The organism is Alkalihalobacillus sp. FSL W8-0930 (assembly GCA_037965595.1).
Taxonomy (GTDB): Bacteria; Bacillota; Bacilli; order Bacillales; family Bacillaceae_D; genus Alkalicoccobacillus.
In genome coordinates, this window is sequence record CP150183.1 from 2,571,473 (window position 1) to 2,598,426 (window position 26,954).

Here is a 26,954-nt window from a genome sequence, read left to right on the forward strand (position 1 = left end):
ATTCCTGTGACAACCTTTACTGAACGTTATTTCACTATGACAGAACCTGAAGCCATTGAGTACGCCAAAACGTTGTCGATCTTCCCTGAAGGCTCTGCCATCACTTGCGAGGAAATTGGTGACGGAAACTTAAACTATGTGTTTCGATTAGTCGATCCGCAAACCTCTCAATCAATTATCATTAAACAAGCTGGTCCTGTTGCCAGAATTTCTGACGAGTTTAAAGTATCACCTGATCGTAATCGAATTGAACATGACATTTTAAAAATACAAGGAGAATTGGTTCCGGACTATGTACCAGAAGTTTATCACTATGATCCCATTATGAATTGTACCGTCATGGAGGATCTCTCGGATTATACGATTCTCAGGAAAGCTTTTTTACATAAACAAACGTATCCGTTGTTAAGTGATCATCTCTCTACATTTCTTGTTCAGACATTGCTACACACGTCCGACCTTGTTCTGAATCATAAAGATAAGAAAGAGCAGGTTAAAGCGTTCATTAACCCCGAGCTTTGTGAGATAACAGAAGATTTAGTCTATACAGAACCCTTTTATGACTGCCCACGAAATGAAGTATTTAGTGAGACCCTCCCCTATGTACGAGAAGAATTTTGGGGGGATGAACGGTTAGCGTTAGAAACGGCTAAGCTCAAGTTTCAATTTTTAACGAAGGCACAATCTCTGATTCATGGTGATTTTCATACGGGGTCAATCTTTGTAACGGAAAATCAAACAAAGGTGATCGATGCCGAATTTGCTTTTTACGGACCAGCTGGCTATGACATAGGTAATATCATTGCAAACCTGATCTTTGCTTATGTGAATGGTGATCAAACAATTGAGGATCCGACAGAACGTGAATCATATACAACCTACTTACTTACAACCATACAGGAAATTGTTGATCAGTTTAAAGAGAAATTCACGTATGCATTTTACGATCAAGTCACAGAACGGGTCGCCCAATACCCTGGGTTCTTGGAATACTATTTGGAGGAAATACTCATAGACACGGCTGCTGTGGTTGGTCTTGAGCTTGCGCGTAGAGTCATTGGACTTGCGCCAGTTGAAGATCTGACAAGTATAATAGATCCAACAAAACGGGCTGCTGCTGAGATTGCTTGCTTAAAAGCTGCAAAGGTGTTTATTTTAAACAGACAGGATTTCTTTCATGGTGAAGATTTTACTCGCGTCATTAGCGAATATGCGTAAGGAGAGAGAAAAATGAAGCAACTTATTGATGTCATTCAATCCGTTCGACTGTCTGATGACGAGGAGTCCTTGGTGATCTTAGATCAAACCCTTCTGCCGGGTCAAAAGGTATATGTAGAGCTAAAAGAACCTCAGGACATCTGGGATGCCATTGTCCAGCTCAAGGTGCGCGGTGCTCCCGCCATTGGTATTGCGGCAGCCTACGGGGTATATCTAGCAGTAAAGCATAGTCCGGCTGTTACAATTGAGGAGGTAAGACATACGTTCTCTGACAGCAAGGCGTACCTTGCCTCCTCCCGCCCTACTGCCGTGAATTTGTTTTGGGCCCTGGATCGAATGGAAGCTCGGTTTTTACAATTAGTCAGTCAATCAGATGGAATCGAAACAATCATAACTGGCTTACGAGAAGAAGCAACAGCGATTCAACTAGAAGATGAACAGGTCTGTGAAGCCATTGGCGAACATGCCCTTACACTTCTTGAACCTGAATATGGCATCTTAACTCATTGTAATGCTGGAACCATCGCAACAGCTAAGTACGGGACAGCACTGGCTCCGATCTATCTAGGACAGCAAAAGGGCTATGAGTTTAAAGTATTTGCTGATGAAACGCGCCCGTTACTTCAAGGTGCCCGATTAACCGCTTGGGAGCTCTCCGAAGCAAATATTGATGTGACACTGATCTGTGATAACATGGCGTCCATCGTCATGAGCGAGGGCAAAATCCAAGCAGTTCTAGTTGGCTGTGACCGAGTTGCTGCAAACGGAGATACAGCTAACAAGATTGGAACATCTGGTGTGGCCATTTTGGCAAAACATTACGGTATCCCTTTTTATGTATGTGCCCCTACTTCAACCATTGATTTTGAATGTCAAACTGGACAAGAAATTGTGATTGAAGAACGCTCGGCTGAAGAAATTACGTCAAAGTGGTATACTGAACCTATGGCACCTACCAATGTGAAAACCTACAACCCTGCTTTTGATGTCACCGATCATTCTTTGATTACAGCAATCGTAACGGAGAAAGGGATATTTAAAGCAGATCAACTTCATGAATTACGTGATCAATAAGGGTGAGCCAGTCTCACCTTTTTTATTTTTGTTTAGAAATGGGGAACGTTTCGTATGAAAAAACATGTCATTATTGGAGCAGGCATTCTCGGTGCATCCACCGCCTATCACCTTGCAAGACTTGGTGCGGATGTAACGATCATTGACCGAGATGAACCAGGACAAGCAACACAGGCAGCTGCCGGCATCATTTGCCCATGGATTTCCCAGAGACGTAACAAAGCCTGGTATTCATTAGTAAAGGCAGGAGCTGCCTACTACCCTCATCTGATAAGTAAATTAGAAGCAGATGGGGAAACGAATACAGGCTATGCGAGGGTTGGAGCGATCAGCTTACACACCGATTCTAAAAAGCTTGATGATCTCATTAAACGAGCTGAAAAGCGAAAGATTGACGCACCAGAAATGGGCGAGATTACACGCCTGACACCAGAAGAAGTTCAAGCTCTATTCCCACCCTTAGCAGAAGGTATTGAAGGCGTACATGTCAGTGGAGCTGCACGTGTAGATGGTGGGGCATTGAAGGATGCTTTGTTGCGAGCAGCTGTTAGAAATGGAGCAACATACGTTTCTGGAGATGCGGTTTTAAGAACAAATGAAGCTCATAATGTCACAGTACAAGTTGATGCCATGGTTTATCATACTGATTCTCTTATCGTGACTGCCGGCGCTTGGGCAGGTGAATTATTAGCTCAACTTGGGATAAACTTTGAAGTCAAGGCACAAAAGGCGCAAATTCTTCACCTCGATATGCACTCCAAAGAAACAGAGAATTGGCCAGTTGTTATGCCGCAGGGAGATCAATATCTTCTAGCCTTCCCGAATGGTCGAGTGGTTGCGGGTGCAACTCACGAAGATCATGTCGGCTTTGATCATCGTGTTACAGCCTCTGGTGTTTCAGAACTACTAACAAAAGCCCTTCACAATGCCCCGGGTTTAACAGACGCATCTGTTGAAGATGTTAAGGTAGGATTTAGACCCTTTACCCCTAATTTTCTCCCGGTTATTGGACGAGTCCCAGACCTCCCTTCTGTTCTTGTGGCAAACGGACTCGGCGCATCTGGATTAACAATGGGACCTTATATCGGAGCTGAGCTGGCTAAAATGGCTTTGGATGAAGAATCCTCGATTGACTTGGCTCACTATGATTTAGAGAATGCTATTAAAGAGACGTAAAAATAATACCAAAAAATTAATGAGAAAATGGCGAATGATTTTACGATCGAATCATTCGCCATTCCTTTTTTTTGCAAAACGAGCGAGGAATTCTCCTTCAGCGGACACTGTGCTATGTTCGTGTTTTGCTAACCACATCAATGTTATGTCCCATCGTCTTTGTTCCCTCCTCCTTTCTTCAAAAATATAATTTCCAACCCTATTCATAACGATTAATTTTCTGACGATAGATGGAGTATGGAGGGATACACACTTGAAAAAGAAAAAAAGATTGTTACATCGCATCTCAGTTAAACTCACTTTGTTTATTGTAGCTTCTTTAATTGTTTCTACAGCTCTAACAGCAGGAATAGGCTATTTTTTTGCCAAAGAGCAGTTAACAACCGCAGGAAAGCTAGACATTCAACATTCAGTAGATGCTACCCTGTCATTGTTAGAATCTTTACAACTAGATGTTGAAGCGGGTACATTAGCACTCGATGAAGCACAGGAACGTGCACGAGTCCTCATTTCCGGTCCTAATATAGAATCTGGTTATGATGCGAACCACTCTAATATTACGTACAAAAAGGACGGCTACATTGTTGCCTATTTGGATGATTACACTGTCCAGCTTCATCCAACGAATCCGATTGGAGAAATTCCAGGAGATACGACCGTTCAAGAAATGCTTGTTGCCTCTGCTACTCAGGCGGCTCCAGAAAACCGTTATACAGAATATGAACGCACTCAGGAAAATGGGGAAATGGTTGATAAGATTGCGTATATGACTTATTTTGAACCATGGAACTGGCACATTGGTATGACAGCAACTAAAACCGAATTTTATGAAGAAGTAGAGGCTTTCAAAGTCTTTATGATTTGGACTATTATTATCATATCAGTGGCCACAGTTGCCCTATCATACCTTGTTATTCGTAAAAAGGTCCGTACATTGGGACAAGTTGCTACCGTGGCTAACCAGATTTCTGATGGCAACCTTCAAGTGAACGAATTACCAACGGGATCAGACGAGATTGGTCAAATAGGACTTGCATTTAATAAAATGTCTAAGCAACTCCAAACCTTACTTTCCAGCTTACAGGAGAAAGGCTCCAATGTACTTGAGCAAGCAACCGAGCTTTCTGCGATCTCAGAACAAACATCAGCTAGCAGTGAAGAAATTGTACGAGCGATTGATGAAATCCGCTCTGGTACTCAAGAACAAGCGGCACACTTAGAGCAGACAACCAATCAAACAAGCGACTTGAATCAATCTGTTCTTGCTATGAATGATCAAAAGGATTCAATAAACCAAGCGACCGAGCGTTCAAGTCAAGCAGTCGCAAAAGGGAAAGAAATCATTTCAACATTAGAGAGATCAAATCAAGCCTCTTTAGATGCTTCAGACCGTATAAGTGTTGGCGTGACGAATCTCTACTTAAAGATACAAGATATTTCAGGTATCACAGCCGTTATTACTAGCATTGCGGAGCAAACCAACCTTCTAGCTTTAAATGCAAGTATTGAAGCTGCACGAGCCGGGGAACAAGGTCGTGGATTTGCTGTTGTTGCAAGTGAAGTGAGAAAGCTAGCGGAGCAAGCTAATGTTCGAACGAATGAGATTAAACAAATGATTGAAAGCATTGAGAAAGAAACGGAGAAAACCGTGTTATTAATGGGAGAAACAGGGACATATTCTTCAGAGCTTAGTAAAGCTGTTAAACAGACGTCTAATGAATTTATAGAAATTGATACCGCCATATCTACGATCGCTACGACGATCAAACAACTAGAATCTGAATTAGTCCATGTCACAACTTCTACCGATACGATTCAAGAAGCGATTGAACACGCTTCAAGTGTATCAGAGGAAACTGCCGCTTCTGTTGAAGAAATGTCAGCATCCTTAGAAGAGCAAGGAAATGCCATTCAAACTGTAGCAAAAACGGCCGAAAGCTTAACTGGATTAAACCAACAGCTACAAGAGGATTTATCTTATTATCGGTATGAAAAATAAACTGTATGATTTACGGTGCAAAAAATAAAAGAGCAACTGGTTCAATCGTTGAACCAGTTGCTCTTTTTAATTGTTTTTAAGTATGATTTAATTGCTTTATCTTTTCAGTTGTATCTCTGTAGTTAAGTAGTCTTTTAACTTTTGCATATCATCTTCAATAGCTACTTTTAGCTTTTGATTGTAGAAGATCGATGCTGGGTGAAAGGTTGGGAAGATGGTGTACGTTTTATCAGATGGGATATATCGGTTGCTCTCAAGTGATTCTACCTGCAAAATGTTTGCTTGAAAAGGGGTTCCATGAACATCGGTTAACCGCTCCTTCATGCCGGTCAGCCTTCTAAAAGCGACTCCTCCTAATGTGACAATCACCTTAGGATCAACCTCTTCTATTTGTGCATCAAGCAAAGGGGCATGCGCCAAAATTTCTGCCTGGTTCGGTGTACGATTCCCACGTTGGTCTATTGGTTTCTCATAACCCGGCTTTGTCTTTTGGTACGGACGGCTGCGTATCACACTGGTAATGTACACATCTTCTCGTGTTAACCCCAGCCACGTAAAATAGTCGTCCATCACTTGACCTGCTTTACCAATAAAGGGTCTATTTTCAATAACCTCCTGTCGTCCGGGAGCTTCCCCTACAAGCATTATCTCTGCGTCTTCTTTGCCTGCACCCATTAAGAACCCGGTACATGCATAGGGTTCCATTCGTTCTTTACATAGTTGGATCAATTCGTTTGTTACTTTTCTCTTTGAAGTCACGCTTCTCCCCTCCTAAAAAACAAATACCACCTAATATAGGTGGCTATCTGAATCATTCGTATCTCTTCTTATATCTTACAATGTTCTTGTTGTTCTCGAAGCCTAGCTCGTTCGATAATTAAAATAATTTGAGTGATGGATCGTTTGCGCAATCGCTCATCATCTGATTGGATCACTCTTTTTTGTAAGCGCTTAACATCAGCAGTTTCAGCATCATTTAAAAAATCCAGGTGTCCCACCTGTAAGCTCCTCCCTGCTTATAACTTTCCATTTATTCTATTCTAGTATAACTGATCTTGAGACTAAAAAAAAGAAAGGAAAGCAATTTGTCTAGTTAAAACAAAAGAACTTTCCTTACTAGTATAGCCGTCCCGCATCCAATATAAACCTATTGCTTCTCGCGCGTATAGACTGTTTCTCCATTTATTAAGGTTTCTTCTACCTTAGCCATAAGCGCAAACGGGGATTCACTCCAAATAACCAAATCGGCATCCAGTCCTTTTTTTAGTGAACCAAGCTGATCGGCGAGTCCGATATGAACGGCCGCTTGGCTGGTAATCGCCTTCAAAGCCGTCTCTTCTGATACTCCGTGATTAACCGCTGTTTTAACGGTTGTTAACAAATGATCAATCGTTACCACAGGATGATCTGTTGTAATCGCAAATGGAATACCTCTCTTCTCAAACAGAACCATAGTATCCCAAGCTTTGTTTGCGAGCTCTTGTTTAGACTTTGCAGACATGGTTGGACCTACTGCAATAGGAACAAGATTTGTTGCTAGATGATCCAAAATCAAATGACCTTCTGTACAATGCTCAATTGTCACATCAATATTAAATTCATTCTTAATACGCAATACCGTAACAATATCATCGGCACGGTGCGCATGAACCCTTAGTGGGATTTCACGACGTATCACCTTTGCAAGCTGCTCGAGTCCAAGGTCACGTGATGTTACCGCACCGTTTTCGAGCGACTTCTGGTAATCCTCCGCCCGCATTAATTCTTTTCGCAAAAGGCCTGCCACACCCATACGTGTAACCGCAGATTTCCCTTTTGACCCATGAACCTTCTTTGGATTTTCACCAAGTGCTGCTTTCATACCTGAGGGGCTCTTGATAATCATGTCATCTACAACATGGCCAATCGTTTTAACCGCAACGATTTCTCCACCAATAACGTTTGCGCTCCCAGGCAGAATCTGTACGGTTGTGACACCATTTTTCCTTGCTTCTAAAAATCCTTTGTCTTGTGGGCTAATTCCATCAAGTGACCGGACGTATGGTGTAGATGCATCAGATGTTTCGTTAAAGTCATGTCCTTCAATTCCAAGACCTTCGGGGTGCACACCTAGATGGGTATGAACATCGATTAAACCAGGTGTCACATATTTCCCGGACAAATCAACGACTTCCGCTTCAGATGGTATGGTTAAGTCATTACCTATCGCTTCAATTTCACTTCCATTAATAATAAGCTGTGCTTTTTCTATGTATTCATTCCCTGTCCATACTGTTGCGTTAATATATGCTTTCATTCTGACACACCTTTCTTATGATCTACTCTTTACTTCGTGTTACGAAGGATAAGGTTGATTTTAGACTGACTTTCATCTGAAAGTCAGTCTACTAGATTTACTTTTGGTCCATATATTTTTGTAGTTCGTTCATCACTTTCTCAGCGCCTTCAGGACTAAGAATAATGTGTCCATCTGCTAGAGAAATGTTGTCATCTGAGCTTTCTCCAGTCACCATACACGCACGGTACGGCTGATACTTCTCAAGAATGATTTGCTCACCATCAACTAAGATCGCTAGAGGCGTCTTGATTTCAATTTCAAGCATATTTCTTAATTCTTTTGGTATAACAATTCTTCCAAGTTGATCTAGCTTACGTACAATACCTGTTGATTTCATGTTAAATCACGACTCCTTCTATTCAATCTTTTTCCGCATTCTTTGTTGCAACAATTGAGGGACGATTCCAGAAAAACGGAAGTGACTGACAACTCATTGTATGCCCTTTTATTTTATATCACATCAAAGTCTTTTAACAGAGAAATTGGTAAAATACTCTTTTAACACTCGAATGGTAATAGGTAAATTACATTTTTTTCTTGTTCATAAAGTAGATTACTAAAACGACACGATCGATTGTAAAGGGATCAGACTTTTGACTTAGCGTGATAGACATACTCTCATCACAACAAAAAAAGCTCTTTCACCTGAGTGAGAGAGCTTTTTTCATTAAGATGCAGGATATACACTAACTTGCTTACGATCACGACCAACACGTTCGAATTTCACAACGCCGTCCACTTTCGCAAAAAGAGTGTCATCTCCACCTTTTCCAACATTCGTTCCAGGATAGATACGAGTACCACGCTGGCGAACAAGGATGCTTCCGCCTGTTACAGACTGACCATCTGCACGCTTCGTACCAAGACGTTTAGACTCAGAGTCACGACCGTTCTTTGTACTACCTACCCCTTTTTTGGATGCGAAAAATTGTAGATTCATTTTCAACATGAAAATTCACCTCCTGTCTGTTATGGATATGAATGCTTCATATTCTTCTTCCATAGATTTAAGTGACAAGACCATTCCTTCAAGAAGAAGCTGCACATCTCTATGCTGTGCTTCCGTTAAAGAGTCTGGCACTGTACAACTTAAATACCCTCCATCGTCTTCCATTTGAACAATAAGCTCTGTCTGGCATAATACCTGAACAGCGTTTACTGCACCAATAGACACGGCAGAAGCTCCGGCACATACCAAATCATGGCCATAAGGACCTGATTCAGCATGTCCCGACATTGAAAAAGATGCAATGCGACCTGTTGTAAGTCGATTTATACGAACTTTAATCATATCAAACCTTACACGTTGATAGCGTCGATCACTACTTTAGTGTATGGCTGACGATGACCTTGCTTACGACGGTAGTTTTTCTTAGCTTTCATTTTGTAAACGATGATTTTTTTGTCACGGCCGTGTTTTTCAACTTTACCAGTAACAGTAGCACCTTCTACTAATGGAGCTCCAACTTTTGTTTCATCTCCACTAACGAAAAGAACTTTATCAAACGTTACCACTTCGTCAACATCAGCAAAAAGCTTTTCGATGTAGATCGTGTCTCCAGCTTGAACCTTTAACTGCTTTCCACCTGTTTCAATAATTGCGTACATATCTGCACCTCCTTATATACTCAGACTCGCCATTTCAGGTAAGAAGACAAAGTCTCTTTTAAAACCTGTTCCGAGCGGTTGTAGTTCTTTGGGTGCAACCAAATAACTAACATGTTTCATCATATCATAAATAAAAATATGAAGTCAATAACATTTCGCGCGTCTTTACAGGTTTAATACGTGCTTATAAGGCGCTCTGCTTCCGCTTTTTCTCCTACATATTGAATAGCATATGAATGGGAATGCAGATCTATTGGATGAACGGTAAACAGCTCAAGTCCAAGCGTTTGCTCAAGACGTATTTTATGTTCATTTCTTTCTCCAAACAAGACTGGTTGAACCTCTCTCGGGAGTTTAATGACAACAGCTTCTGCTTGATCACGATACTCCCAAAGCTCTCTTTCAATTTTAAAAGCTAACGATTCATTTGAAAGAAGATAGCCTGTCCCTCTGCAAACCGGACATTCTGTTTGCAGACTTTTTTGTAAGCTCTCCTTCACTTTCTTTCGAGTAACTTCCATAAGACCAAGCTTAGTTAGGCCACGTACACTCGTCTGTGTCCGGTCTTTTCTAAGTGTTGCCTCAAGAGCTTTTGTGAGCTTTACTTTATGTGCTTCGTTTCGCAGATCAATAAAATCAATAAGGATAATCCCTCCAAGATCACGGAGACGCAACTGCCTGCATATCTCGTCTACAGCTTCTAGATTCACCTTTAATACAGTGTCCTCAAGCTTTGTTTTCCCAGTGAATTTACCTGTGTTTACGTCCACAACTGTCATTGCTTCTGTCTGATCGAACACTAAAAACGCTCCACTTTTTAGCCAAATCTGCCTTCTGGTAGCCAAATCAAGCTGTCGATCGATCTCATACTCAGTAAAGATGTTTTTTTGACCACGGTATAATGTCGTCTTCAAAGAGAGCTGCATAAACGCCAGAAATTGATCCATTCGTTTTTTACCGCCCAGATCATCTACAACGATTTCAGAAAGACCACTTGACGCATAGTCCTTTAACGTTTGATCAATAAAGCCCGGGGCAGGCATAATCAGTGCGGGTACTCGCTTAGACTTAGCATCCTGAACTGCTCGTTGCCATTCTTCTCTTAACCCATCCAACTCAGCAAGTAGAGTTGATTCGGTTTGAGCTTCAGCAGCCGTGCGTAGGATTAAGCCCTCTGGATGACTCAGCCACTGTTCAGCCTTCAATCGCCATTGCTCTCTACTCTCTGATGTTTTAAATTTTTTAGACACTGCAATATACTCACTATGAGGCAAGTACACCAAATGGTGACCTGGAATCGTCACGACATTTGTTACCCGACATCCTTTTGTTCCGATCTCTTCTTTTGTAACCTGTACGATTAATTCTGCTCCCTGATGAACATAGTGAGAAATGCTTTTATGCTTCTTTGTCTCACTGTCCTCCTCACTACAGTAAAAGGATAAGAGATCATCCCGGTATAGAAACGCATTTTTTTCACGACCAATATTCACAAATGCTGCTTGCATACCGGGAAGAACCTTCTCCACTCTTGCTTTATAAATCGCACCCACAATTCGCTGTTGATGCGGCTGCTCGATCATCAGATTGACAACCCGTTCATTTTCTATCACCGCAGCCCTTTTCTCACGTGTCGCTGCATTAATGACTAACTTACCCACTCAGAAGACACTCCCTCTATTCCCTATCTAGACCTATTGTACCTTAACTTGAATGGAATTTATACGTGGAGGAGTTTTCGAGATTGCGGTTAATGGTTCTGTCAGCTTACGGTCAAATAACGCTTGTAAAACGAGTGACTCTGACACTTGTTGCTTATCATTCTCAAATCGAAATTCATGGCGGTAGCCTCTTCTTAGTAATCGTACAGCTTCACGAACTGGAATTTCTGATGGAACGAATAAAACAAGTGGTTTATCTTCTTTATTAGGCAGATGGTTTCTTTCCGTTAAAAATCGCATAAAGCGATAATGCCGCTGCCTCCACTCAAGATAGTTGTTAATGACTAGAAACAGTAGGACAAGAATCATATTTAAGTGAAATGGAAGAATTAATGTACATAACGCAACAAGGAACAAAACTGACACCGAGCTTATAATAGAAGCTAGATGCGCCTTTTTGTAAGACCAACGCTCCATAAACCAGAGCTGGACTAGCTTCCCGCCATCCAAGGGAAGTATCGGTAGAAGATTAAAGCAGAGAATGACCAAATTGTGCCATACAAATAATTCATGCCAATAAGAGGACCAGCTACTTGTTTGAACGAGTAAAAAGGAAAGGCCAATCATCCACAGATGTTGAATGGGGCCTGATAAGATAACGATCAATTCCTCTTTAATTGGTTTGTTACCACTCTCTTCTACCTCAGCAACCCCTCCAAATGGGAGGAGTTCAATCTTACGTAGCTTCCATTTAAAATGAAGGGCCGCTGCCGCATGTCCAAGTTCGTGAATAAAGACGATTAAAAAAAGTAAAATCGCTTCTCGAAAATAGCCCGTAAGAAGCCCGATCGCAAGGACAATCCAAAAAAAAGGATTAATTCGAACAATCGATAGAAGATTCCAAACCTTAATCAAACGAAATCACTTCGTTTGGGTTAATATATTCTTCGCCTTTCTTTAGCGCGAAATAATAAATCCCTTTGTCTCCTTCACTGTTTGACACTGTACCTAACTGACTCCCTGCTTGGATGTGATCATAAATATTAACTGTAATTTCATTTAACATGCCGTAGGTTGATTCGGTTCCATCATAATGTTGAAGAATAACCGTTTTACCAGTGTCTTCTTTATCAGTGACATCCGTAACATAGCCTCCTGTTGCAGCATGAACGTCAATACCCTCTCCCGTTTCAATCATGACTCCTCGTCCATTTTGATCAAAGTTTTCACGAACGGTTCCAGATGCAGGTACTGCATAAGGCGTGACTTTTACCGGAGGTTCTTTCACTTGAGTTGGTTCTTGTTCAGTAGAGGGTAATAGCGTAATAGGGCGTCCAAAATTTGATTCATACCAGTTGCTAATGGCCGCAAACTGAAATTCTTGCTCAAATGTGTGACTAACCGCTTTTTTAATTGGACTTAAGCTCGCTTGTTCATTCTGATAGATAATGAGTAAACTAACAAAAACTAAGGTACAAAAAAATGTGCGTAAAACAAAGGTACCTGATGTAAAGAATGACTTTGGTGATGGTTGTTCATTCTCTGTTTTAACTGGAAAGCTTTCTTTTACTTTTGTTTCGGTTGGTCGTATTCTTGTAAAAGAGGTTGCTCCCTTTTGATTGTTCCGATTTGCTTTACGTTTTGCTTCCATACGTTTACGAATGTGCTGTAGCTCTTTTGACACCATGCCACGCTCCTTATCCCAGCAAATATGCTTGTACTTTACTTTATGACTGCGGATGCAGGAGTATGTCCATTCGCTATAGATGAAGACGGTTGATTCAGAAGGAGATCGGGAAGAGAAGGATGATGACACTAAAAAAGGAGTGAAATTTATGAATAAAAGACAGCTCGGTTCTTCTGATTTGAAGATAAGTGAATTAGGTCTTGGAGGAATGTCTCTAGGAACCGATGTAAGGAAAGCCACATCCATTGTTGATGAGGCCATTGATCAAGGCGTAAATTATATCGATACCGCAGATTTATATGATCAGGGTGAAAATGAAGAAATCATTGGACAAGCCATTAAATCTCGTCGAAAAGACATCATTTTAGCTACAAAAGGTGGCAATCGATTTGAAAAAGGAAAAGAAGGCTGGGAATGGGATCCTTCCAAAAAGCATATCCAGCAAGCGGTAAAGGATAGCTTACGTCGATTACAAACGGATTACATTGATTTGTATCAACTCCATGGTGGCACAATTGATGACCCTATTGATGAGACCATTGAGGCGTTTGAGGAATTAAAACAAGAAGGCGTTATCCGTGAGTACGGCATTTCATCGATTCGTCCGAATGTTATTCGTGAATATCTTAAAAAGTCTTCCATTGTGAGTATCATGATGCAGTACAGCTTACTTGATCGTCGATCTGAAGAGTGGTTCGATCTACTGTCTAAGCATCAAGTGAGTGTGGTTACAAGAGGTTCCATTGCCAAAGGGATCTTAAGTAATCGTCCATTACATGAAAACAAATCAGTCTCAGAAAAGGGATACTTAACGTACTCTACTAGTGAGCTTGAAACGCTGCAGCAAGAGCTTAAGGTACGTTTTGGAAGTGACCGTTCACTTATAGATGTGGCCTTCCATTATAACCTGGCACACACCCCTGTTGCGTCTGTGATTGGAGGAGCAAGCAGCCAGGAACAAGTACGTGATCAAATTCAAGCCGTTCAAACAGCTGGGCTGACGGTAGAAGAAATTACCTGGCTTAAGTCCGTAACAAAAGCTGACTTGTATGAGCAGCATCGTTAAAACATACAAACGGCAAATGATTCGTCTCAGAATCATTTGCCGTTTTTCGTTTATATCATTCAATCTCATTTTTCATTGTCCTTCAGCAATCTCTCGAACCACATTTTTCAGCTCAGGTACGATGATCTTTTCCATCCCTAGTTTAACGGCCGCCGTTGTGCCTGGTAAGGAGAAGATCGCCTTCCCGTCCCTTACACCTGCAATGGCTCGGCTTGTGATTGCCGCTGTTCCAATCTCTTCGCTAAAGCTAATATACCGAAAGATTTCCCCAAAACCTGGCATTTCCTTATCTAAACTATCTCTTACAGCTTCGTATGTTGTATCCTCTATCGCTATTCCAGTGCCTCCACTAATTATAACAACATCCACATCTGCTCTTGCAGCCGCCACTTTCAGCCATCTCTGAATACTACTATAATCATCTTTACAAATCTGATACTCCGTTACAGTGTGCCCTGTCTGTTCTAACTGAGCTCTCATCTCTTTCCCATTTAAATCGGTTTCATAGGTTCTTGTTGAAGAAACAGTCAAAATCATACATCTAACTACATGTTTCGATTGAATCATGACGAAGTAGCCTCCTTTAATTGACAGTATGTCTAGTTTTCTATTATGATTACACAGTGTATAGTTTGTCCTGAAGCAAGCTGAAATGGAGGAGAATGAATGAACAGGCAAAAGCGATCGTCCAAACCAAATTTCTTATCACTAGCCCGTTCCTTCTCATCAGCCAGCGAACGAACAGCTATAGCGAATACAACGATTGAATGTAGTAAACGAATTTACTCGCTTATCCAAGAAGGGAAAATTCAAGAGGAAGAGCTTTGTCACTCTGCTAGGGTAGCTGGTACATTAGCTGCCAAAAATGCGGGACAGTTCATTCCTTATTGTCACACACAATCGACTGATACTCTTCGAATTGAATTTACGTGGGACAATCACACATTGTCGATTCAATCCTTTGTTCAAGCGAAAACATCAACCTCACTTGATACTCTTGCAATGATTGCTGTTTCTACTGCAGCCCTTACCATCTTTGATGTTTGTAAGGAGTTTGATAAAGGGATGGTCATTGGACCTACCTACTTATCTCGTAAAAGTGATGATTCTAAATAAACTCATACAAAACAGCCAGCAGTCATAACTGCTGGCTATTTATGTGCGATTTAAGCACCTAATATATTTAATGATTCACGATTGAAGGCTGGAATGTCATCTGGTGTACGACTCGTCACTAGATTGCCACCACATACAACCACTTCTTCATCCTTCACCGTTGCTCCTGCATTTTCAAGGTCTTTTAAAATTGATGTAAAGCCTGTTACGGTACGTCCTTTAAGTACGTCCGCATTCACTAATAACTGTGGACCATGACAAATTGCAAAGATCGGCTTACCTGCATCAGCAAACTCTTTTGTAAATGCAACAAAGCGTTCATCCGCACGCAAAATATCAGGTGAGAAGCCTCCTGGTAGAAGAAGCGCATCAAAGTCTTGTGGACTCACTTCAGTAATTGCTTTATCAATCGTTACCTTTTCATCTCCCTGTTTCCCTGTAACTGTCTTACCACTTTCATTCTCAATTGTTGTGATAGTATGTCCAGCTTCTTTATAAGCTTTTACCGGATCAGTATACTCCACATCTTCAAAATAATCTGTAATAAGAACTGCTATGTTTTTACCCATCTCTATCACTCCTATTTGTGTTGTTACTAGAAGTGTACCCGGTGCACATAGAGCTAAACGTAAGAATGACTCGCAGTAAATTTTCTTAATTAACTGATATTTTCAAACAAATTAAAAAAGGCAACCCTGCAGTTATAGCAGGATTGACCTCCAATTAAACAGATTATCGAACTCTAAAGAAATTCTTTATTTTTGCTAGCATGCCTTTTTGCTCATCTAACGATTGAAGAGGTACATTCTCACCTAGAATGCGTCTAGCAATGTTGCGATAAGCAATGGATGCCTTACTTCCATTATGTAGTGCAATCGGCTCGCCTTTGTTTGAGTATTTAATGACTTCGTCGTCATCAACAACAATCCCGATCAACTCGATCGCAAGAATGGCTGCAATTTCATCAACGTCCATCATTTCTCCATTTTGCATCATGTGACCACGGATGCGGTTAACAACGAGTCTAGGCGCCTCAATATCCTCTTTCTCAAGCAACCCGATGATTCGGTCCGCGTCACGTACAGCAGAGCGCTCAGGTGTTGTTACAACGATTGCACGATCCGCACCAGAAATGGCATTCTTAAAGCCTTGTTCAATACCTGCTGGGCAATCAATAATCACATAATCGTATTCCTGTTTCAACTCTTCAATAATCGTTTGCATTTGCGTTGGATCAACAGATGTTTTATCTTTTGTTTGAGCGGCAGGTAATAAAAACAAGCACTCAAACCGTTTATCTTTTATTAACGCTTGCTTTAAGCGGCAACGTCCTTCCACCACATCAACTAAATCATATATAATACGATTCTCAAGGCCCATTACAACATCGAGATTACGCAAGCCGATATCTGTATCCACCAGACAGACTTTTTTATTTTGCAAGGCCAATGCGGTACCAACGTTTGCGGATGTGGTTGTTTTTCCTACTCCGCCTTTTCCGCTTGTGATAACAATCGCTTCTCCCACATGTATTCCCCTTTCTCTATAGATCCCTTTACTCCTCGATCAGTTGACTTGTATTAGACGTAAGCTCTGGTCGAATATGCGCGAGTCTCTGTACACGTTCAAGTACAAACTCTGAGGTTGCATCCTTTAAAAACGCGCTTTCCATAAATGTATCTTCATGGTCAATGTCAGCAAAGCTGTAGATTTCAGAAGCTATCCGTAATTGAACAGGCGCCATTAACGATGCGGTAATCACCGCTTGACGGTTGCCTTCATATCCTGCATGCGCAATTCCTTTTAATGCACCAAGAACATGAATACTTCCAGTTGCCATCAGTGTTCCGCCTGGATTAATATCGCCAATTAGCAGTACATCTCCACGTACCTTTAACACTTGTCCCGAACGAACTATACGCGTGAGAGTTAAAAACTGACTCTCTTGTTGTCGTTTTTCTGCCTCTTCAATCGATATGACGGTCGATTCAATGGCTTCAATGGTTAAGCCACGGTCTTCTGTAATCACACTTCTAAGTTCCGCTTCTGATTCGTCGGATAAAAACCTGCGACCAACATCTACACGTACACTAACACCAGGACCTTCTTTTTGCTGGTAATAATTCGAATGAAGCTTTTCCTTCAATTCTTCAAGTAAACGATCGTAAGAACAATGCTCGTCGAGTAGAAAGACAAGTCCATCCTTTGTTCCTTTTATCGTTACGAATTGTTTTTTTTGCGTCACCTTCTATTCACCTCAGACACTCTCGTTGCAAACGATGTTCAAATTTTGACTATTTTAATCGAATCGTGCTCGAATCCCTCACTACATTCGCCATCGTCCATGAATAGTCCTCTTTTTCAAGAATATGAATTAACGTTGACGAAGGTCTGCTTGGTGATTCACATGCAGGCAAAGCTTGCGAACAGGAAAGATAGCTACAATGGCAAAAGCTAAATTAAATAGAACCGTAGGCAGTAAGCGATCCTTCGCAAATTGTCCCGCTGACCATTCTGCTACGCCAAGCATTTGGATAATGCCATATTGATAGTATTCAAAAAAGAGAATCGCCACACACGATAATACAATTGGAACGATCATGCTGTCTTGAATTCTTTTTGTAGAAAATGCAAAGAGGTAGCCAATGAAGCCAAGTCCAAAAGCATAAATTCCTAGAAATTCTGTGTACACAATATCATAGATACACCCAAAAATTAAACCAAGAATCAGGCTTTCTTTACGGCCAATAAAAATACCAATAAACACGATAACGACAATTAAGAAGCGAGGAACCATAACGGCATCCATCTGCAGGAAATTAGCAACCGCATTTGGTACGATGGTTCCTTCAATGACAAGTAAGAACAATAATAAGGCTGCAGGGTAGTAACGGCTCACACTTATTCCTCCTCTTCTAGTAGAGAAGGATCCATAGCTTCCGTTCCACGTTCTACAACATACAAGTAACTAAACGCAGAAAAGTCGGCTTCTGGTTTCACATAAGCTGTTTGAGAAAGTCCGTACTCATCAAGTTCTACTTCTTCTATTTCACCAAGAATCAATCCAGCGGGATACACATCCCCAAGGCCTGATGTTGTAACAATTTGTTCTGGTTCGATATCTGCTTCAACATCAATTTTACGTAAGATTAATAGGTTACGATCTTCATCATACCCTTCAATAAAACCATAACCAGGAATGTCTTCTCCGTCCATAATTTGCGCAGATACTTGGTTAGAAGGATCGTTATCTGATAAAAGCTGGACATAGGATGTGAACTTAGATGTTTGTTTCACCTTTCCAACAAGTCCTCCGTTTGAATCAACAACAGCCATATCAGCAGCAATATTATGATCTGCACCCAAGTTAATCCCCACATACTGTGTCCAGCGATCTGGGTTACGGTGAATAACCGTTGCTGGTCGTTTCACATAATCATTTAACGTATCCTGCAAATCAAGCATGTCCTGTAAGGTTTCATTTTCATTCGCTAACTGATTTCGCTCAACTGAGATTTGTGCATACTCATCTAACCTTGATTTGAGTAATTGATTTTCTTCGTAGATATCTTTAATATCACGAACATTCTCAATAAATCCGCCAATGGCATGAGCTGGTGTGGAAAATAAGTTTTGAACCCATCCAACCGAGTCCCGAACAAGCTGCTCCGGACCCGTTGGATTTTCTCTTCCACTTGTTGAATAACCAATTAACGCAACAAGTATAATTAAACTTACAAGTAAAATAATTAATTTCTTATTTGAAAAAAACGATGGCACTTAGATCACCCACTTACGATTTCCGATCAGAACGAGACGTTATACCCGCTTTTGAACGAAACAAATGTAAATTCTCTAGCGCGCGTCCTGTTCCGATCGCCACACAATCAAGTGGATCCTCTGCAACGATCACTGGCATATTCGTTTCATCACTTAACACGCGATCTAAATTACGAAGCAATGCTCCACCACCGGTCATAACAATGCCGCGGTCCATAATGTCTGCCGCAAGCTCTGGTGGTGATTGTTCTAATGTATTCTTTACAGATTCAACAATCGTTGACACCGTATCAGCTAAGGCTTTTGAAATTTCTTCGCCTGTCACCGTAATTGTTTTTGGTAGACCTGACACAAGGTCACGTCCACGAATGTCCATTTCACTCACTTCTTCAGGAGAACTTGCAGAACCGATTTCTAGCTTTAATGTCTCCGCTGTACGCTCTCCAATCATAAGACTGTACGTTTTTTTAACGTATTGAATAATGGCATCGTCCATTTCATCACCGGCTACACGGATGGACTGGCTAGTAACAATTCCTCCAAGAGAAATAATCGCTACCTCCGTTGTTCCCCCACCGATATCAACAACCATACTTCCTGTTGGTTCCCATACAGGCAGGTCTGCACCGATTGCAGCTGCAAACGGCTCTTCTAATGTATAAGCTTCCTTCGCCCCAGCTTGTTTTGTAGCGTCCTCTACCGCACGTTTTTCAACGGCAGTAATTCCACTTGGTACACAAACCATAACCGATGGCTTACGAGTAAACACAGAACGATTTTTCTGTGCTTGGCGAATAAAATATTTAAGCATTGTCGCTGTTGTATCAAAGTCGGCAATAACGCCATCCTTCATCGGACGAATCGCAACAATATTTCCCGGTGTACGACCGATCATATTTTTTGCGTCATTTCCGACAGCTTCAATCGAATTTGTATCTGTACGTAATGCAACAACCGACGGCTCTCGCAAAACGATCCCTTTTCCTTTTGTATATACAAGCGTATTCGCTGTTCCTAAGTCAATTCCAATATCTCTTGAAAACCCACCAAACATCTATGTATCTCCCTTCATGACAGATCCGAAATCATAACCTTTATTATATCGAATAACAAAGGAAAAAAATAGCCTAATCTTGCCCCAAGAAAGAATATAAGCCTTTATACTCGGATCAACCCACTTTTTTACTGTACTCTTTACACAATCGGCCCTTATCCTACATGGCCTTGCTCCTTTAAACTGATAAATGTGCGATCTCCTATAATAATGTGGTCGAGTAGTTCAATCCCTAAAACGCGCCCCGCCTCGTAGAGCCGTTTTGTTACGTCGATGTCTTCCCGACTAGGGCTCGGATCCCCACTTGGATGATTATGCAGACAGATTATGGAGGCCGAAGAACGCCTAAGCGCCTCTTTAAATACCTCTCTCGGATGAACAATACTTGCGTTTAAGCTGCCTATGAAAACCGTATGGCGAAAAATGACCTGGTTTTTTGTATTTAAATACAAGCAGACAAAATGCTCCTGCTTTAAAAAACGCATATCCTCCATCACAAGAGAAGAGACATCTTCTGGCGAGCGGATAACATACCGATCCTTCGTTTGCAAAGTATGGATACGTCTACCGAGCTCCATCGCTGCACTCAGTTCAACTGCCTTAGCTAAACCGATCCCATCAATAGAACAAAGCTCTTCAATGGTCGCCTCCTTTAATAAATCGAGCCCATCAAAGTTTGACAGGACCTTTCCTGCAAGATCGATAACAGAATCCTTTTTAGAGCCTGTGCGCAGCAAAATGGCGATGATTTCTTGATTCGTTAATACACTAGCTCCTAGTTGGAGCAAACGTTCACGAGGTCTTTCTGTTACGGGGACATCTCGAATGAGGAGTGTCAATTAACGTTCTCCTTTCTAACATGCACGAATTTGAGGGGAAACATGTGTTGATTTCACTTTCTCTAAAGCTTTGGGTAAATGGAGAAGGGTTGAAGTCTTCTTGCTGTTTCGGCAATGGGTAGTCCCATAACGGAGTAATAATCACCTTTAATTTCTTTTATTAATGTTGCTCCTAGCCCTTGAATTCCGTATGAACCCGCTTTGTCAAAGGGTTCTCCAGAATTAATGTATTGTTCAATCTCTTGGTCCGTTAGATCATACATATAGACATCCGTTTGAGTAAAAAAAGAAGTATTATTTGTGTCGGAGATAATGGTGACGCCTGTTAATACTTGATGATTTGTTCCTGATAACTGAGTAAGCATGCGTTTCGCTGATTGGCGATTTGAGGGCTTTCCAAGAATGACATCATCAATCACAACGATGGTATCCGCTCCAATAACGACTGCATTTGGATGCAATGAAAATACAGCTTCTGCTTTCTTTTTTGAGAGATGCAAGACCGCATCTTGAGGCGTCCAGTCTGGCTCAAGTCGTTCATCTGTTTCACTTGTTCGGATACTAAATTGAAAACCAATTTGCTGAAGTAATTCTTTACGTCTTGGGGAGCTTGAGGCTAAAATAAGTGGTTTCATGAAGGGAACACCTCTACATTCTTTTTCCTTTATTGTACAGGCTTCTTATTAGAATACCAAACTCTTATTAAAGGAACAATCTATATTCAGAAAAATAAGACAAAACAAGAAAAAGAGAGCCCGATGGACTCCCCTTTTCTTCTTATAGATACTGATCGAACCACTGACCAATAGCTTCTAGTCTTCTTAAGCGCAAGCTTGGTTTTCCGCTTCGTGAAAGCTCGTGATTGGCCTCTGGGAAACGAATAAACGTAGTTGTTTTCTCGCGACGCTTAAGAGCGATGTAGAGCTGCTCAGCTTGCTCAATCGGACAACGGTAATCTTTTTCACCGTGTAAAATGAGTAATGGTGTTTCAATTTGGTTGACATAAGCAAGTGGAGAGTGCTTCCAAAGCTTATCTGTCTCATTTAAGTCTGCTTGGATTTGCCATTCTGTAAAGTAGTAGCCGATGTCACTCACACCATAAAAGCTCGTCCAGTTACAGATCGAACGCTGAGTGACAGCCGCCTTAAACCGATTTGTATGGCCGACAATCCAGTTTGTCATAAAGCCGCCGTAGCTTCCGCCTGTAACGCCAAGGCGCGTTTCATCGATCCAAGGATTCTGTTTAAGGGTATGATCAACTGCTGCCATAATATCGCGATAATCACCACCGCCATAATCGCCGCGAACCGCATTTACAAATTCTTGACCGTAACCTAAGCTTCCTCGTGGATTGAGATACAACACAGCAAACCCACGCGCTGTTAACGTTTGAAATTCATGCATATAGCTATTTGCATACATAGCATGAGGGCCACCGTGAATCTCAACAATTAACGGGTAGGACTCCCCTTCACTAAAGCCTGCTGGTTTCATTAGCCACCCTTGTAGCTCATGACCTTCTTCATGCGTAAATCGGATTTCTTCAGCTGGCACCACTTCGAGTTCATCAAGGACAGAATCATTACTTGTCGTGAGCCTTGTGACCTCATTCGATTTCACCTGTGTCAGGTACAAGTCTCCAGGATGATCAGATGAACTAATTCCCGCTACCATCGTCTGACCATCAGGATGAACAGCGAACCCGTACACGTGCTGGTCTCCTGTTAGAAGCGCCTCTCTAGTACCATCTGTACTCACTTGATACACATCGACATTCCCATTAGAAGAAACGATTAACGAGATGGACTGACTATCTTGGCTCCAGACAAGGCCAGGATCCACTGTGTTTTGCAGAAAGTCTGCAGCTACAACTGGTCCTAGTTGAACATCCCAATCCGTTGTTAGCTTGGTCCATGTAGTGGTTGCAAGCTCTAACAAGTAGATTTCAAAATGAGTTGCATTCTCATACTCTCGTTCATGAGCGCGCATCGCAATATACGCTCCATCAGGAGAAACACTCGCATCACTAATTACATGTGTTTGATCTGTTAATTGAACCATTTCCTTTGTTTCAACAGAAATGATTAGTAAATCATTTGTGAATACAAAGTCTGTATCCTTTTGATTCACAGACGTAACCAACACTTGCTGGCTATCACTCATCCAGTCAAGGAGAGTGTAAGAGATCTCGCCACTTGTTAGCTGGGTATGCTTGTTTGATTGAATGTCAACCGTAAACACATGCGTGTATTCGCCTTTCCAAAATCCGCTTGCATCTGATTTATATTTCATTTTATTAACAACTAACGGTTCAAGCTCATCGTCTTCTTTTTCTTCTTCCGGAAGCTGACTACTCTTATAGGCAATCTGTGTTCCATCAGGAGACCATTTAAAATCAGTTACTCCCTTTTTCTCATCAGTCAGCTGCTTCGGTTCGCCCCATCCACTTAACATAAATACCTGTGGTGTTCCTGTACGGTTAGAGATGAACGCGAGAACCTCTTCTTTTGGTGACCATTGTGGTAACCGATTAACATGTCCCCCCTGCGTCAATTGTACAGGTGCTTCGGAACCTGTGAGAGTTGTTTTCATTAACTCTGCTGCATATGTGTTTTTCTCATTATGTAAGGTCGTTTCTACAAAGACCAATTGCTCACCATTAGAAGAAAGCGCAGGTGACGTCACACTGCGCAATTGAAGAAGATCTTCAGGTGTGATGACTCGTTTACTCATTCCGACACGTCCTTTTTCTCAAAATGTTCACACTACTAGAATAACAGGTTCTCACTCTTTCGACAAAAATCAGTTACTCATTTTCGTTTAAATCTTCCATACTTTTTTTGTAGATTGGCATAATATCTAAAATAAGCTGTTGCGCCTTCCAGACATCTTCCGTTTCACCTTGGAGAAGCTGACTTGATTCAGCAAGCTTTGCCATTACGGTTTGCGCAGAAGCCTTAACCTCTTCCGTTGCCGATTCCATCATCGCATCGCGTTGATTTTCAAGTTGTGTTAATTGCTGTGTTAATGCTGTCATTTCCGCGTCTCCATAAGTAGTTTCACTTAAATTCTTTGCAGATGCTTCCGCAACTTCAGCTATATTAACTCCCGCCTGATTAAACCATTTTCCAACTTCGGTCTGCTCACCCGTTAGTGCAGGAAATTCGTATTTCTTCACAAACGCATCATGACCTGCTTCTTTATACAACTCAACTAATTGAATCGCTTCTTCTTTTGTACCAGCTGTTGCAATGTATAAAAGCTCTGCGTCTCCCCCAGATTCAATTGTTACCGGGAATCCATCTTTTTTAAATGTTTCTGATACCTGCTTACTTGCCTCACTTGTTGAGAACGCACCACCTTGAATCACATAAAACTCTGTTTCAGATGGTTCGGAGGCTTGAGGGTCAACGGGCGGGGCAGGTGTGGTTGAAACGTCTACTGCTTCGCCACTTGGATCCTGCGTAACCCCTCCATTTGTCACAGTGAGCGTAACAAACCCTAGGCTTATTCCGATTAAAATAGCTGAAGCGACTGCTGCGACGAGTGCCCAGGGGAGAGCCTTTCCCTTTTGATAGAATGACGTGAAACTTTGTTTTTTTATAGTCGGTTTCTTTTTTGTAGAATCGCTTTTCTTCGTTTCATCCCATAGAAAAATCTCTCGGTTCTCTTCTTTAGAAGGGGGTACAGGCGGATTTTTCTCCACTACATGATCTGGTTCTGGAAACACCCATTCTGTTTCAGGCTTTTTCTTTTTTTCTTGAGGTTTATGCTTGTCCCTTAAATCTGTCCCTGTCCCATCTTTTGAAAACTGAAAGGAAATGGACCGCTTCTTCTCTTCCATCACAGCTGCCTCCTTCTGCCTTCTTTACTTGATAGATATGATAGAAGGTAGATTGATAGAACAAAAAAAAGAAGCGTTCCAGCTGGAAGCTTCTTTTTATCTATTACCTCGGATAAAGTGGATTGGTTTTCTCAGAACGATCTGGATAGGTTCGATACGGTGCTGATGGTTCAAGCGTCTCTGCTAAGCTCGGATAATAGAAGGATGATACCATCACATAAAAATCAAAGCTCTCCGGCTCAACCTCTTCTTCCACACCTGCATCCTGCATTTCCTTAAAGCTATCATAGGAAATTGAGTCTACTGACAAGATTCGTGAATAGTGCTCTAATTCTTGAACAAATTTTGCAATGCCTGCGTATTCCGTTGTACGCACTTGAACCAGAGCTTGAATCGGTTCTACATTTGGAATGGTCCAATCAACCATGAGATCAGGGTCAATAACAGGCTCCGTTGCCTCAATCTCTTCTTCTCCAGGCTCAAGCTCAATCGTCATTTCTTCTTCTGAAGTCTCCTCTACCTCATTAAAGGTAATCACTCGATTGGACTGTGGAAAGCTCTGATTTCCTTGATAATTCACCTGCTCAATTTGTACATTAGCAATCGCTTCTGCTTGAGAGAGTGCAAGGATGACATCGTCTTCAAGCGGGACAACTGGTAGCTTCTGCTGTAAGACCGCACTAGGTAAAATAGGAGCATCATCTGTTAATACCTGTTCTTGATTTTGAGCCGCCTCAAGCTCTACAAGAGCCACAGCTACATCATTCTCAGCTTGCTGTAGACTTGTTTGTGCAGGCTTTATAAACTGCCAATAGCTTAAGATGCACCCAATAAAAACGAGTCCAAAGATCAACGAAAGGATGACCCATCTTCTTTTTGTCATATGAATCCTCACGGTTGCTCAACCTCCTCGTCCCCGTTTACTTCTTGTAAGTTCAAGGCTAACTCGTAGGTCGCCTCATAACGAGGTAGGATGCGAGGTTCGTCGCTACTAGCCTCTTCTTCCTCATCCACATTTTGTTCTGCAACTGCCTCTGTACCGATCTCACCCATTCGAACGGCATCAACATATGGACTTTGAGATAGTTCATGATAGTATTGTGCGGCTTCCTGCATTTGATCAAAGCTGACCGACAATTCTAGTAGTCCGTCTCGTTGGTAAAAATAACGAATAAAAAAACCACGCTCTGGCAGAAGTTGAATGAGTTCCTCTGTAAAAGCAGAGGTCTCCACACGATAGCTTTCAAGCTGTAAAATAGCTTCTTGCAGCTGTTGCTCCGGTGTCTGGTCTGCTGTAAATGTTCCGGCCGCAGCTTCAAGCTCTACTTTTTGCAGCTGAAGCTCCGCCTCCTCATTCACCGCAACTGTTCGTTCACGTTCGAGATTACTATAGTAAAAAAGAAAAGCAAATACAGCGATAAGAATAAGAACGATTGTCGCAATCCCTATCACAAGAGGCGTTACATCTCGTTTATACCGCTCTGGTAAAAGGTTGATTTCTTGAGGTTGTCGCATTAGCGTACCTCTTTTCTCAGCATTAAGCCAAGGGCGTCGTAATATCTTGCTGGTACATAGGTGTCAGTAAATTCAAGCTGAGAGATCACCTTCATTGATTGAAAAAACAGCGTGCATTCCTCAATAATCACATTCATTGCGATCATATCTCCACTGACCACCATTCTCTCAATGGCCATTTCCCCTTTTAACACAGAGTATTGATAGAAACTAATGACTTTTTCAACCTCTTCTAAAACCGTCTGAATTTCTTCCTTAAGAGCATCTGCATCTAGCTTCCAGCGTAGCTCGTTGTTGCGTATCTCCCAGCGTTCCTCATCGTAGGAAAGAGGCCATGTACGCGAAAAAAGCGGCTTGCCATTAGCTAAGATTGTAATATTAACAAGCGACACATCAAATTGAACCGAAATCGTAAGAGGATGTTCTGTAAGCAGTCCTTGTTCTGTAAAAAGTCGGTAGCTACAGGCTGATGTTAAATCAGCAGCATTAGGCTGCCATCCCATTTGCTCCATTAACTCAACATATTCATTCATGACATTTTCTTTTGAGACATATAAGAGCAGTTCCTTTGTCTCCTCATTCTCACGCAGCTTTTGATAATCAAATAGTGGATCTTCAAAAGGCAGAACTAGCGTATCACCAGCATCTATGTACAGCTGCCCTTTAATTTCCTCATCGGGTACGGTTGCCGCTACTTCATGGCGACGGATAAGAAGCTGACTATCAGGAACACACAATTGGACGAGATTATTTTTTTTACATTCCCATTCACCCTGCTGCGCTTCAAGAACGCGCTTGATGCCTTCTTTATCAACAATTTTGCCACGGTGAATGAGACCTGGAGGAAGATATACTTCACCGAAAATTTGAATAGCTTTTAGATCGGCTCGTTTACTTCCTACATACCGAATCACATGGTCTTTAAACACAAGTGCATGTCTCTGTTGTTTTCTACCACTAAATATCCCCATACCCGATT

Annotated in this window: 30 protein-coding genes and 1 other annotated feature; of the genes, 6 read left to right on the forward strand and 24 right to left on the reverse strand. The window is 41.6% G+C overall.

Annotation, left to right across the window (positions count from 1 at the left end; genetic code table 11):
• Positions 1 to 6: 6 nt before the first annotated feature.
• From mtnK to NSQ54_13745, 4 genes are all read left to right on the forward strand, one after another.
• Positions 7 to 1,218 (forward strand): S-methyl-5-thioribose kinase, encoded by a 1,212-nt coding sequence (gene mtnK / locus NSQ54_13730; GenBank protein WYP25371.1) that lies wholly within the window; start codon positions 7 to 9, stop codon positions 1,216 to 1,218.
• Between the two features lie 12 nt (positions 1,219 to 1,230).
• The gene (gene mtnA / locus NSQ54_13735) at positions 1,231 to 2,292 is read left to right on the forward strand and encodes an S-methyl-5-thioribose-1-phosphate isomerase (protein ID WYP25372.1); all 1,062 of its coding nucleotides are present in this window, start codon (positions 1,231 to 1,233) and stop codon (positions 2,290 to 2,292) included.
• A gap of 54 nt (positions 2,293 to 2,346) precedes the next feature.
• Positions 2,347 to 3,468, forward strand: coding sequence for an FAD-binding oxidoreductase (locus NSQ54_13740; GenBank protein ID WYP25373.1), 1,122 nt, complete (start codon positions 2,347 to 2,349; stop codon positions 3,466 to 3,468).
• A gap of 253 nt (positions 3,469 to 3,721) precedes the next feature.
• Positions 3,722 to 5,467, forward strand: coding sequence for a methyl-accepting chemotaxis protein (locus NSQ54_13745; protein WYP25374.1), 1,746 nt, complete (start codon positions 3,722 to 3,724; stop codon positions 5,465 to 5,467).
• Between the two features lie 96 nt (positions 5,468 to 5,563).
• Here NSQ54_13745 and NSQ54_13750 read toward each other — a convergent pair whose 3' ends face one another.
• The 10 genes from NSQ54_13750 to NSQ54_13795 all read right to left on the reverse strand — a co-directional run bounded on the left by NSQ54_13750 (position 5,564) and on the right by NSQ54_13795 (position 12,758).
• A complete protein-coding gene (locus tag NSQ54_13750; protein ID WYP25375.1) occupies positions 5,564 to 6,226 on the reverse strand; it encodes a uracil-DNA glycosylase in 663 nt (220 codons plus the stop codon).
• 68 nt (positions 6,227 to 6,294) lie between these two features.
• On the reverse strand, positions 6,295 to 6,465 hold the full coding sequence (locus NSQ54_13755; protein WYP25376.1) for a hypothetical protein: 171 nt from the start codon (positions 6,463 to 6,465) through the stop codon (positions 6,295 to 6,297).
• A gap of 149 nt (positions 6,466 to 6,614) precedes the next feature.
• Positions 6,615 to 7,763, reverse strand: coding sequence for an amidohydrolase (locus tag NSQ54_13760; protein ID WYP25377.1), 1,149 nt, complete (start codon positions 7,761 to 7,763; stop codon positions 6,615 to 6,617).
• A gap of 97 nt (positions 7,764 to 7,860) precedes the next feature.
• Positions 7,861 to 8,142, reverse strand: coding sequence for an AbrB/MazE/SpoVT family DNA-binding domain-containing protein (locus NSQ54_13765; protein WYP25378.1), 282 nt, complete (start codon positions 8,140 to 8,142; stop codon positions 7,861 to 7,863).
• Positions 8,143 to 8,472: 330 nt separating this feature from the next.
• On the reverse strand, positions 8,473 to 8,754 hold the full coding sequence (rpmA, locus tag NSQ54_13770; protein WYP25379.1) for a 50S ribosomal protein L27: 282 nt from the start codon (positions 8,752 to 8,754) through the stop codon (positions 8,473 to 8,475).
• A 6-nt stretch (positions 8,755 to 8,760) separates the two neighbouring features.
• Positions 8,761 to 9,096 (reverse strand): ribosomal-processing cysteine protease Prp, encoded by a 336-nt coding sequence (locus NSQ54_13775; GenBank protein ID WYP25380.1) that lies wholly within the window; start codon positions 9,094 to 9,096, stop codon positions 8,761 to 8,763.
• A gap of 8 nt (positions 9,097 to 9,104) precedes the next feature.
• Positions 9,105 to 9,413, reverse strand: a complete 309-nt coding sequence (gene rplU, locus NSQ54_13780) for a 50S ribosomal protein L21 (GenBank protein ID WYP25381.1) — start codon at positions 9,411 to 9,413, stop codon at positions 9,105 to 9,107.
• A 12-nt stretch (positions 9,414 to 9,425) separates the two neighbouring features.
• Positions 9,426 to 9,503 (reverse strand) — a sequence feature (ribosomal protein L21 leader region).
• Between the two features lie 83 nt (positions 9,504 to 9,586).
• The gene (locus tag NSQ54_13785; protein ID WYP25382.1) at positions 9,587 to 11,074 is read right to left on the reverse strand and encodes an Rne/Rng family ribonuclease; all 1,488 of its coding nucleotides are present in this window, start codon (positions 11,072 to 11,074) and stop codon (positions 9,587 to 9,589) included.
• A gap of 33 nt (positions 11,075 to 11,107) precedes the next feature.
• Entirely contained in the window at positions 11,108 to 11,989 is an 882-nt protein-coding gene (locus NSQ54_13790) for a M50 family metallopeptidase (GenBank protein ID WYP25383.1), read from the reverse strand.
• On the reverse strand, positions 11,982 to 12,758 hold the full coding sequence (locus NSQ54_13795) for a M23 family metallopeptidase (GenBank protein WYP25384.1): 777 nt from the start codon (positions 12,756 to 12,758) through the stop codon (positions 11,982 to 11,984). Before NSQ54_13795 ends, NSQ54_13790 begins: the two co-directional genes overlap by 8 nt.
• Positions 12,759 to 12,909: 151 nt before the next feature.
• Between NSQ54_13795 and NSQ54_13800 the strand changes: the two genes are divergently transcribed.
• Positions 12,910 to 13,827: an aldo/keto reductase gene (locus tag NSQ54_13800; GenBank protein ID WYP25385.1), complete on the forward strand. Its 918-nt coding sequence runs from the start codon at positions 12,910 to 12,912 to the stop codon at positions 13,825 to 13,827.
• 72 nt (positions 13,828 to 13,899) lie between these two features.
• Here NSQ54_13800 and NSQ54_13805 read toward each other — a convergent pair whose 3' ends face one another.
• A complete protein-coding gene (locus tag NSQ54_13805; GenBank protein ID WYP25386.1) occupies positions 13,900 to 14,394 on the reverse strand; it encodes a MogA/MoaB family molybdenum cofactor biosynthesis protein in 495 nt (164 codons plus the stop codon).
• A 99-nt stretch (positions 14,395 to 14,493) separates the two neighbouring features.
• On the opposite strand from NSQ54_13805, the gene NSQ54_13810 reads away from it, so the two are divergent.
• On the forward strand, positions 14,494 to 14,943 hold the full coding sequence (locus NSQ54_13810; protein WYP25387.1) for a cyclic pyranopterin monophosphate synthase MoaC: 450 nt from the start codon (positions 14,494 to 14,496) through the stop codon (positions 14,941 to 14,943).
• Positions 14,944 to 14,993: 50 nt separating this feature from the next.
• Here NSQ54_13810 and NSQ54_13815 read toward each other — a convergent pair whose 3' ends face one another.
• From NSQ54_13815 to pilM, 13 genes are all read right to left on the reverse strand, one after another.
• Complete coding sequence (locus NSQ54_13815) at positions 14,994 to 15,512, reverse strand: type 1 glutamine amidotransferase domain-containing protein (protein WYP25388.1); 519 nt, start codon at positions 15,510 to 15,512, stop codon at positions 14,994 to 14,996.
• Between the two features lie 163 nt (positions 15,513 to 15,675).
• Complete coding sequence (gene minD / locus NSQ54_13820) at positions 15,676 to 16,470, reverse strand: septum site-determining protein MinD (protein ID WYP25389.1); 795 nt, start codon at positions 16,468 to 16,470, stop codon at positions 15,676 to 15,678.
• A 28-nt stretch (positions 16,471 to 16,498) separates the two neighbouring features.
• Positions 16,499 to 17,188 (reverse strand): septum site-determining protein MinC, encoded by a 690-nt coding sequence (gene minC / locus NSQ54_13825; protein WYP25390.1) that lies wholly within the window; start codon positions 17,186 to 17,188, stop codon positions 16,499 to 16,501.
• 129 nt (positions 17,189 to 17,317) lie between these two features.
• Positions 17,318 to 17,842: a rod shape-determining protein MreD gene (gene mreD / locus NSQ54_13830; protein ID WYP25391.1), complete on the reverse strand. Its 525-nt coding sequence runs from the start codon at positions 17,840 to 17,842 to the stop codon at positions 17,318 to 17,320.
• A gap of 2 nt (positions 17,843 to 17,844) precedes the next feature.
• Positions 17,845 to 18,723, reverse strand: a complete 879-nt coding sequence (gene mreC / locus NSQ54_13835) for a rod shape-determining protein MreC (GenBank protein ID WYP25392.1) — start codon at positions 18,721 to 18,723, stop codon at positions 17,845 to 17,847.
• A 13-nt stretch (positions 18,724 to 18,736) separates the two neighbouring features.
• The gene (locus NSQ54_13840; protein WYP25393.1) at positions 18,737 to 19,777 is read right to left on the reverse strand and encodes a rod shape-determining protein; all 1,041 of its coding nucleotides are present in this window, start codon (positions 19,775 to 19,777) and stop codon (positions 18,737 to 18,739) included.
• A gap of 155 nt (positions 19,778 to 19,932) precedes the next feature.
• Positions 19,933 to 20,616 (reverse strand): DNA repair protein RadC, encoded by a 684-nt coding sequence (gene radC, locus NSQ54_13845; protein WYP25394.1) that lies wholly within the window; start codon positions 20,614 to 20,616, stop codon positions 19,933 to 19,935.
• Positions 20,617 to 20,678: 62 nt separating this feature from the next.
• A complete protein-coding gene (locus NSQ54_13850; GenBank protein ID WYP25395.1) occupies positions 20,679 to 21,251 on the reverse strand; it encodes a Maf family protein in 573 nt (190 codons plus the stop codon).
• A gap of 142 nt (positions 21,252 to 21,393) precedes the next feature.
• Positions 21,394 to 23,349 carry a S9 family peptidase gene (locus NSQ54_13855; protein WYP25396.1) on the reverse strand — a complete coding sequence of 652 codons (1,956 nt, stop codon included), beginning with the start codon at positions 23,347 to 23,349 and terminating at the stop codon, positions 21,394 to 21,396.
• Between the two features lie 73 nt (positions 23,350 to 23,422).
• The gene (locus tag NSQ54_13860; GenBank protein WYP25397.1) at positions 23,423 to 24,460 is read right to left on the reverse strand and encodes a hypothetical protein; all 1,038 of its coding nucleotides are present in this window, start codon (positions 24,458 to 24,460) and stop codon (positions 23,423 to 23,425) included.
• Between the two features lie 103 nt (positions 24,461 to 24,563).
• Entirely contained in the window at positions 24,564 to 25,355 is a 792-nt protein-coding gene (locus NSQ54_13865) for a hypothetical protein (GenBank protein ID WYP25398.1), read from the reverse strand.
• The gene (locus NSQ54_13870; protein ID WYP25399.1) at positions 25,352 to 25,975 is read right to left on the reverse strand and encodes a hypothetical protein; all 624 of its coding nucleotides are present in this window, start codon (positions 25,973 to 25,975) and stop codon (positions 25,352 to 25,354) included. Before NSQ54_13870 ends, NSQ54_13865 begins: the two co-directional genes overlap by 4 nt.
• The gene (pilM, locus tag NSQ54_13875) at positions 25,975 to 26,946 is read right to left on the reverse strand and encodes a pilus assembly protein PilM (protein WYP25400.1); all 972 of its coding nucleotides are present in this window, start codon (positions 26,944 to 26,946) and stop codon (positions 25,975 to 25,977) included. The genes NSQ54_13870 and pilM overlap by 1 nt, the downstream gene beginning before the upstream one ends.
• Positions 26,947 to 26,954: the final 8 nt, after the last annotated feature.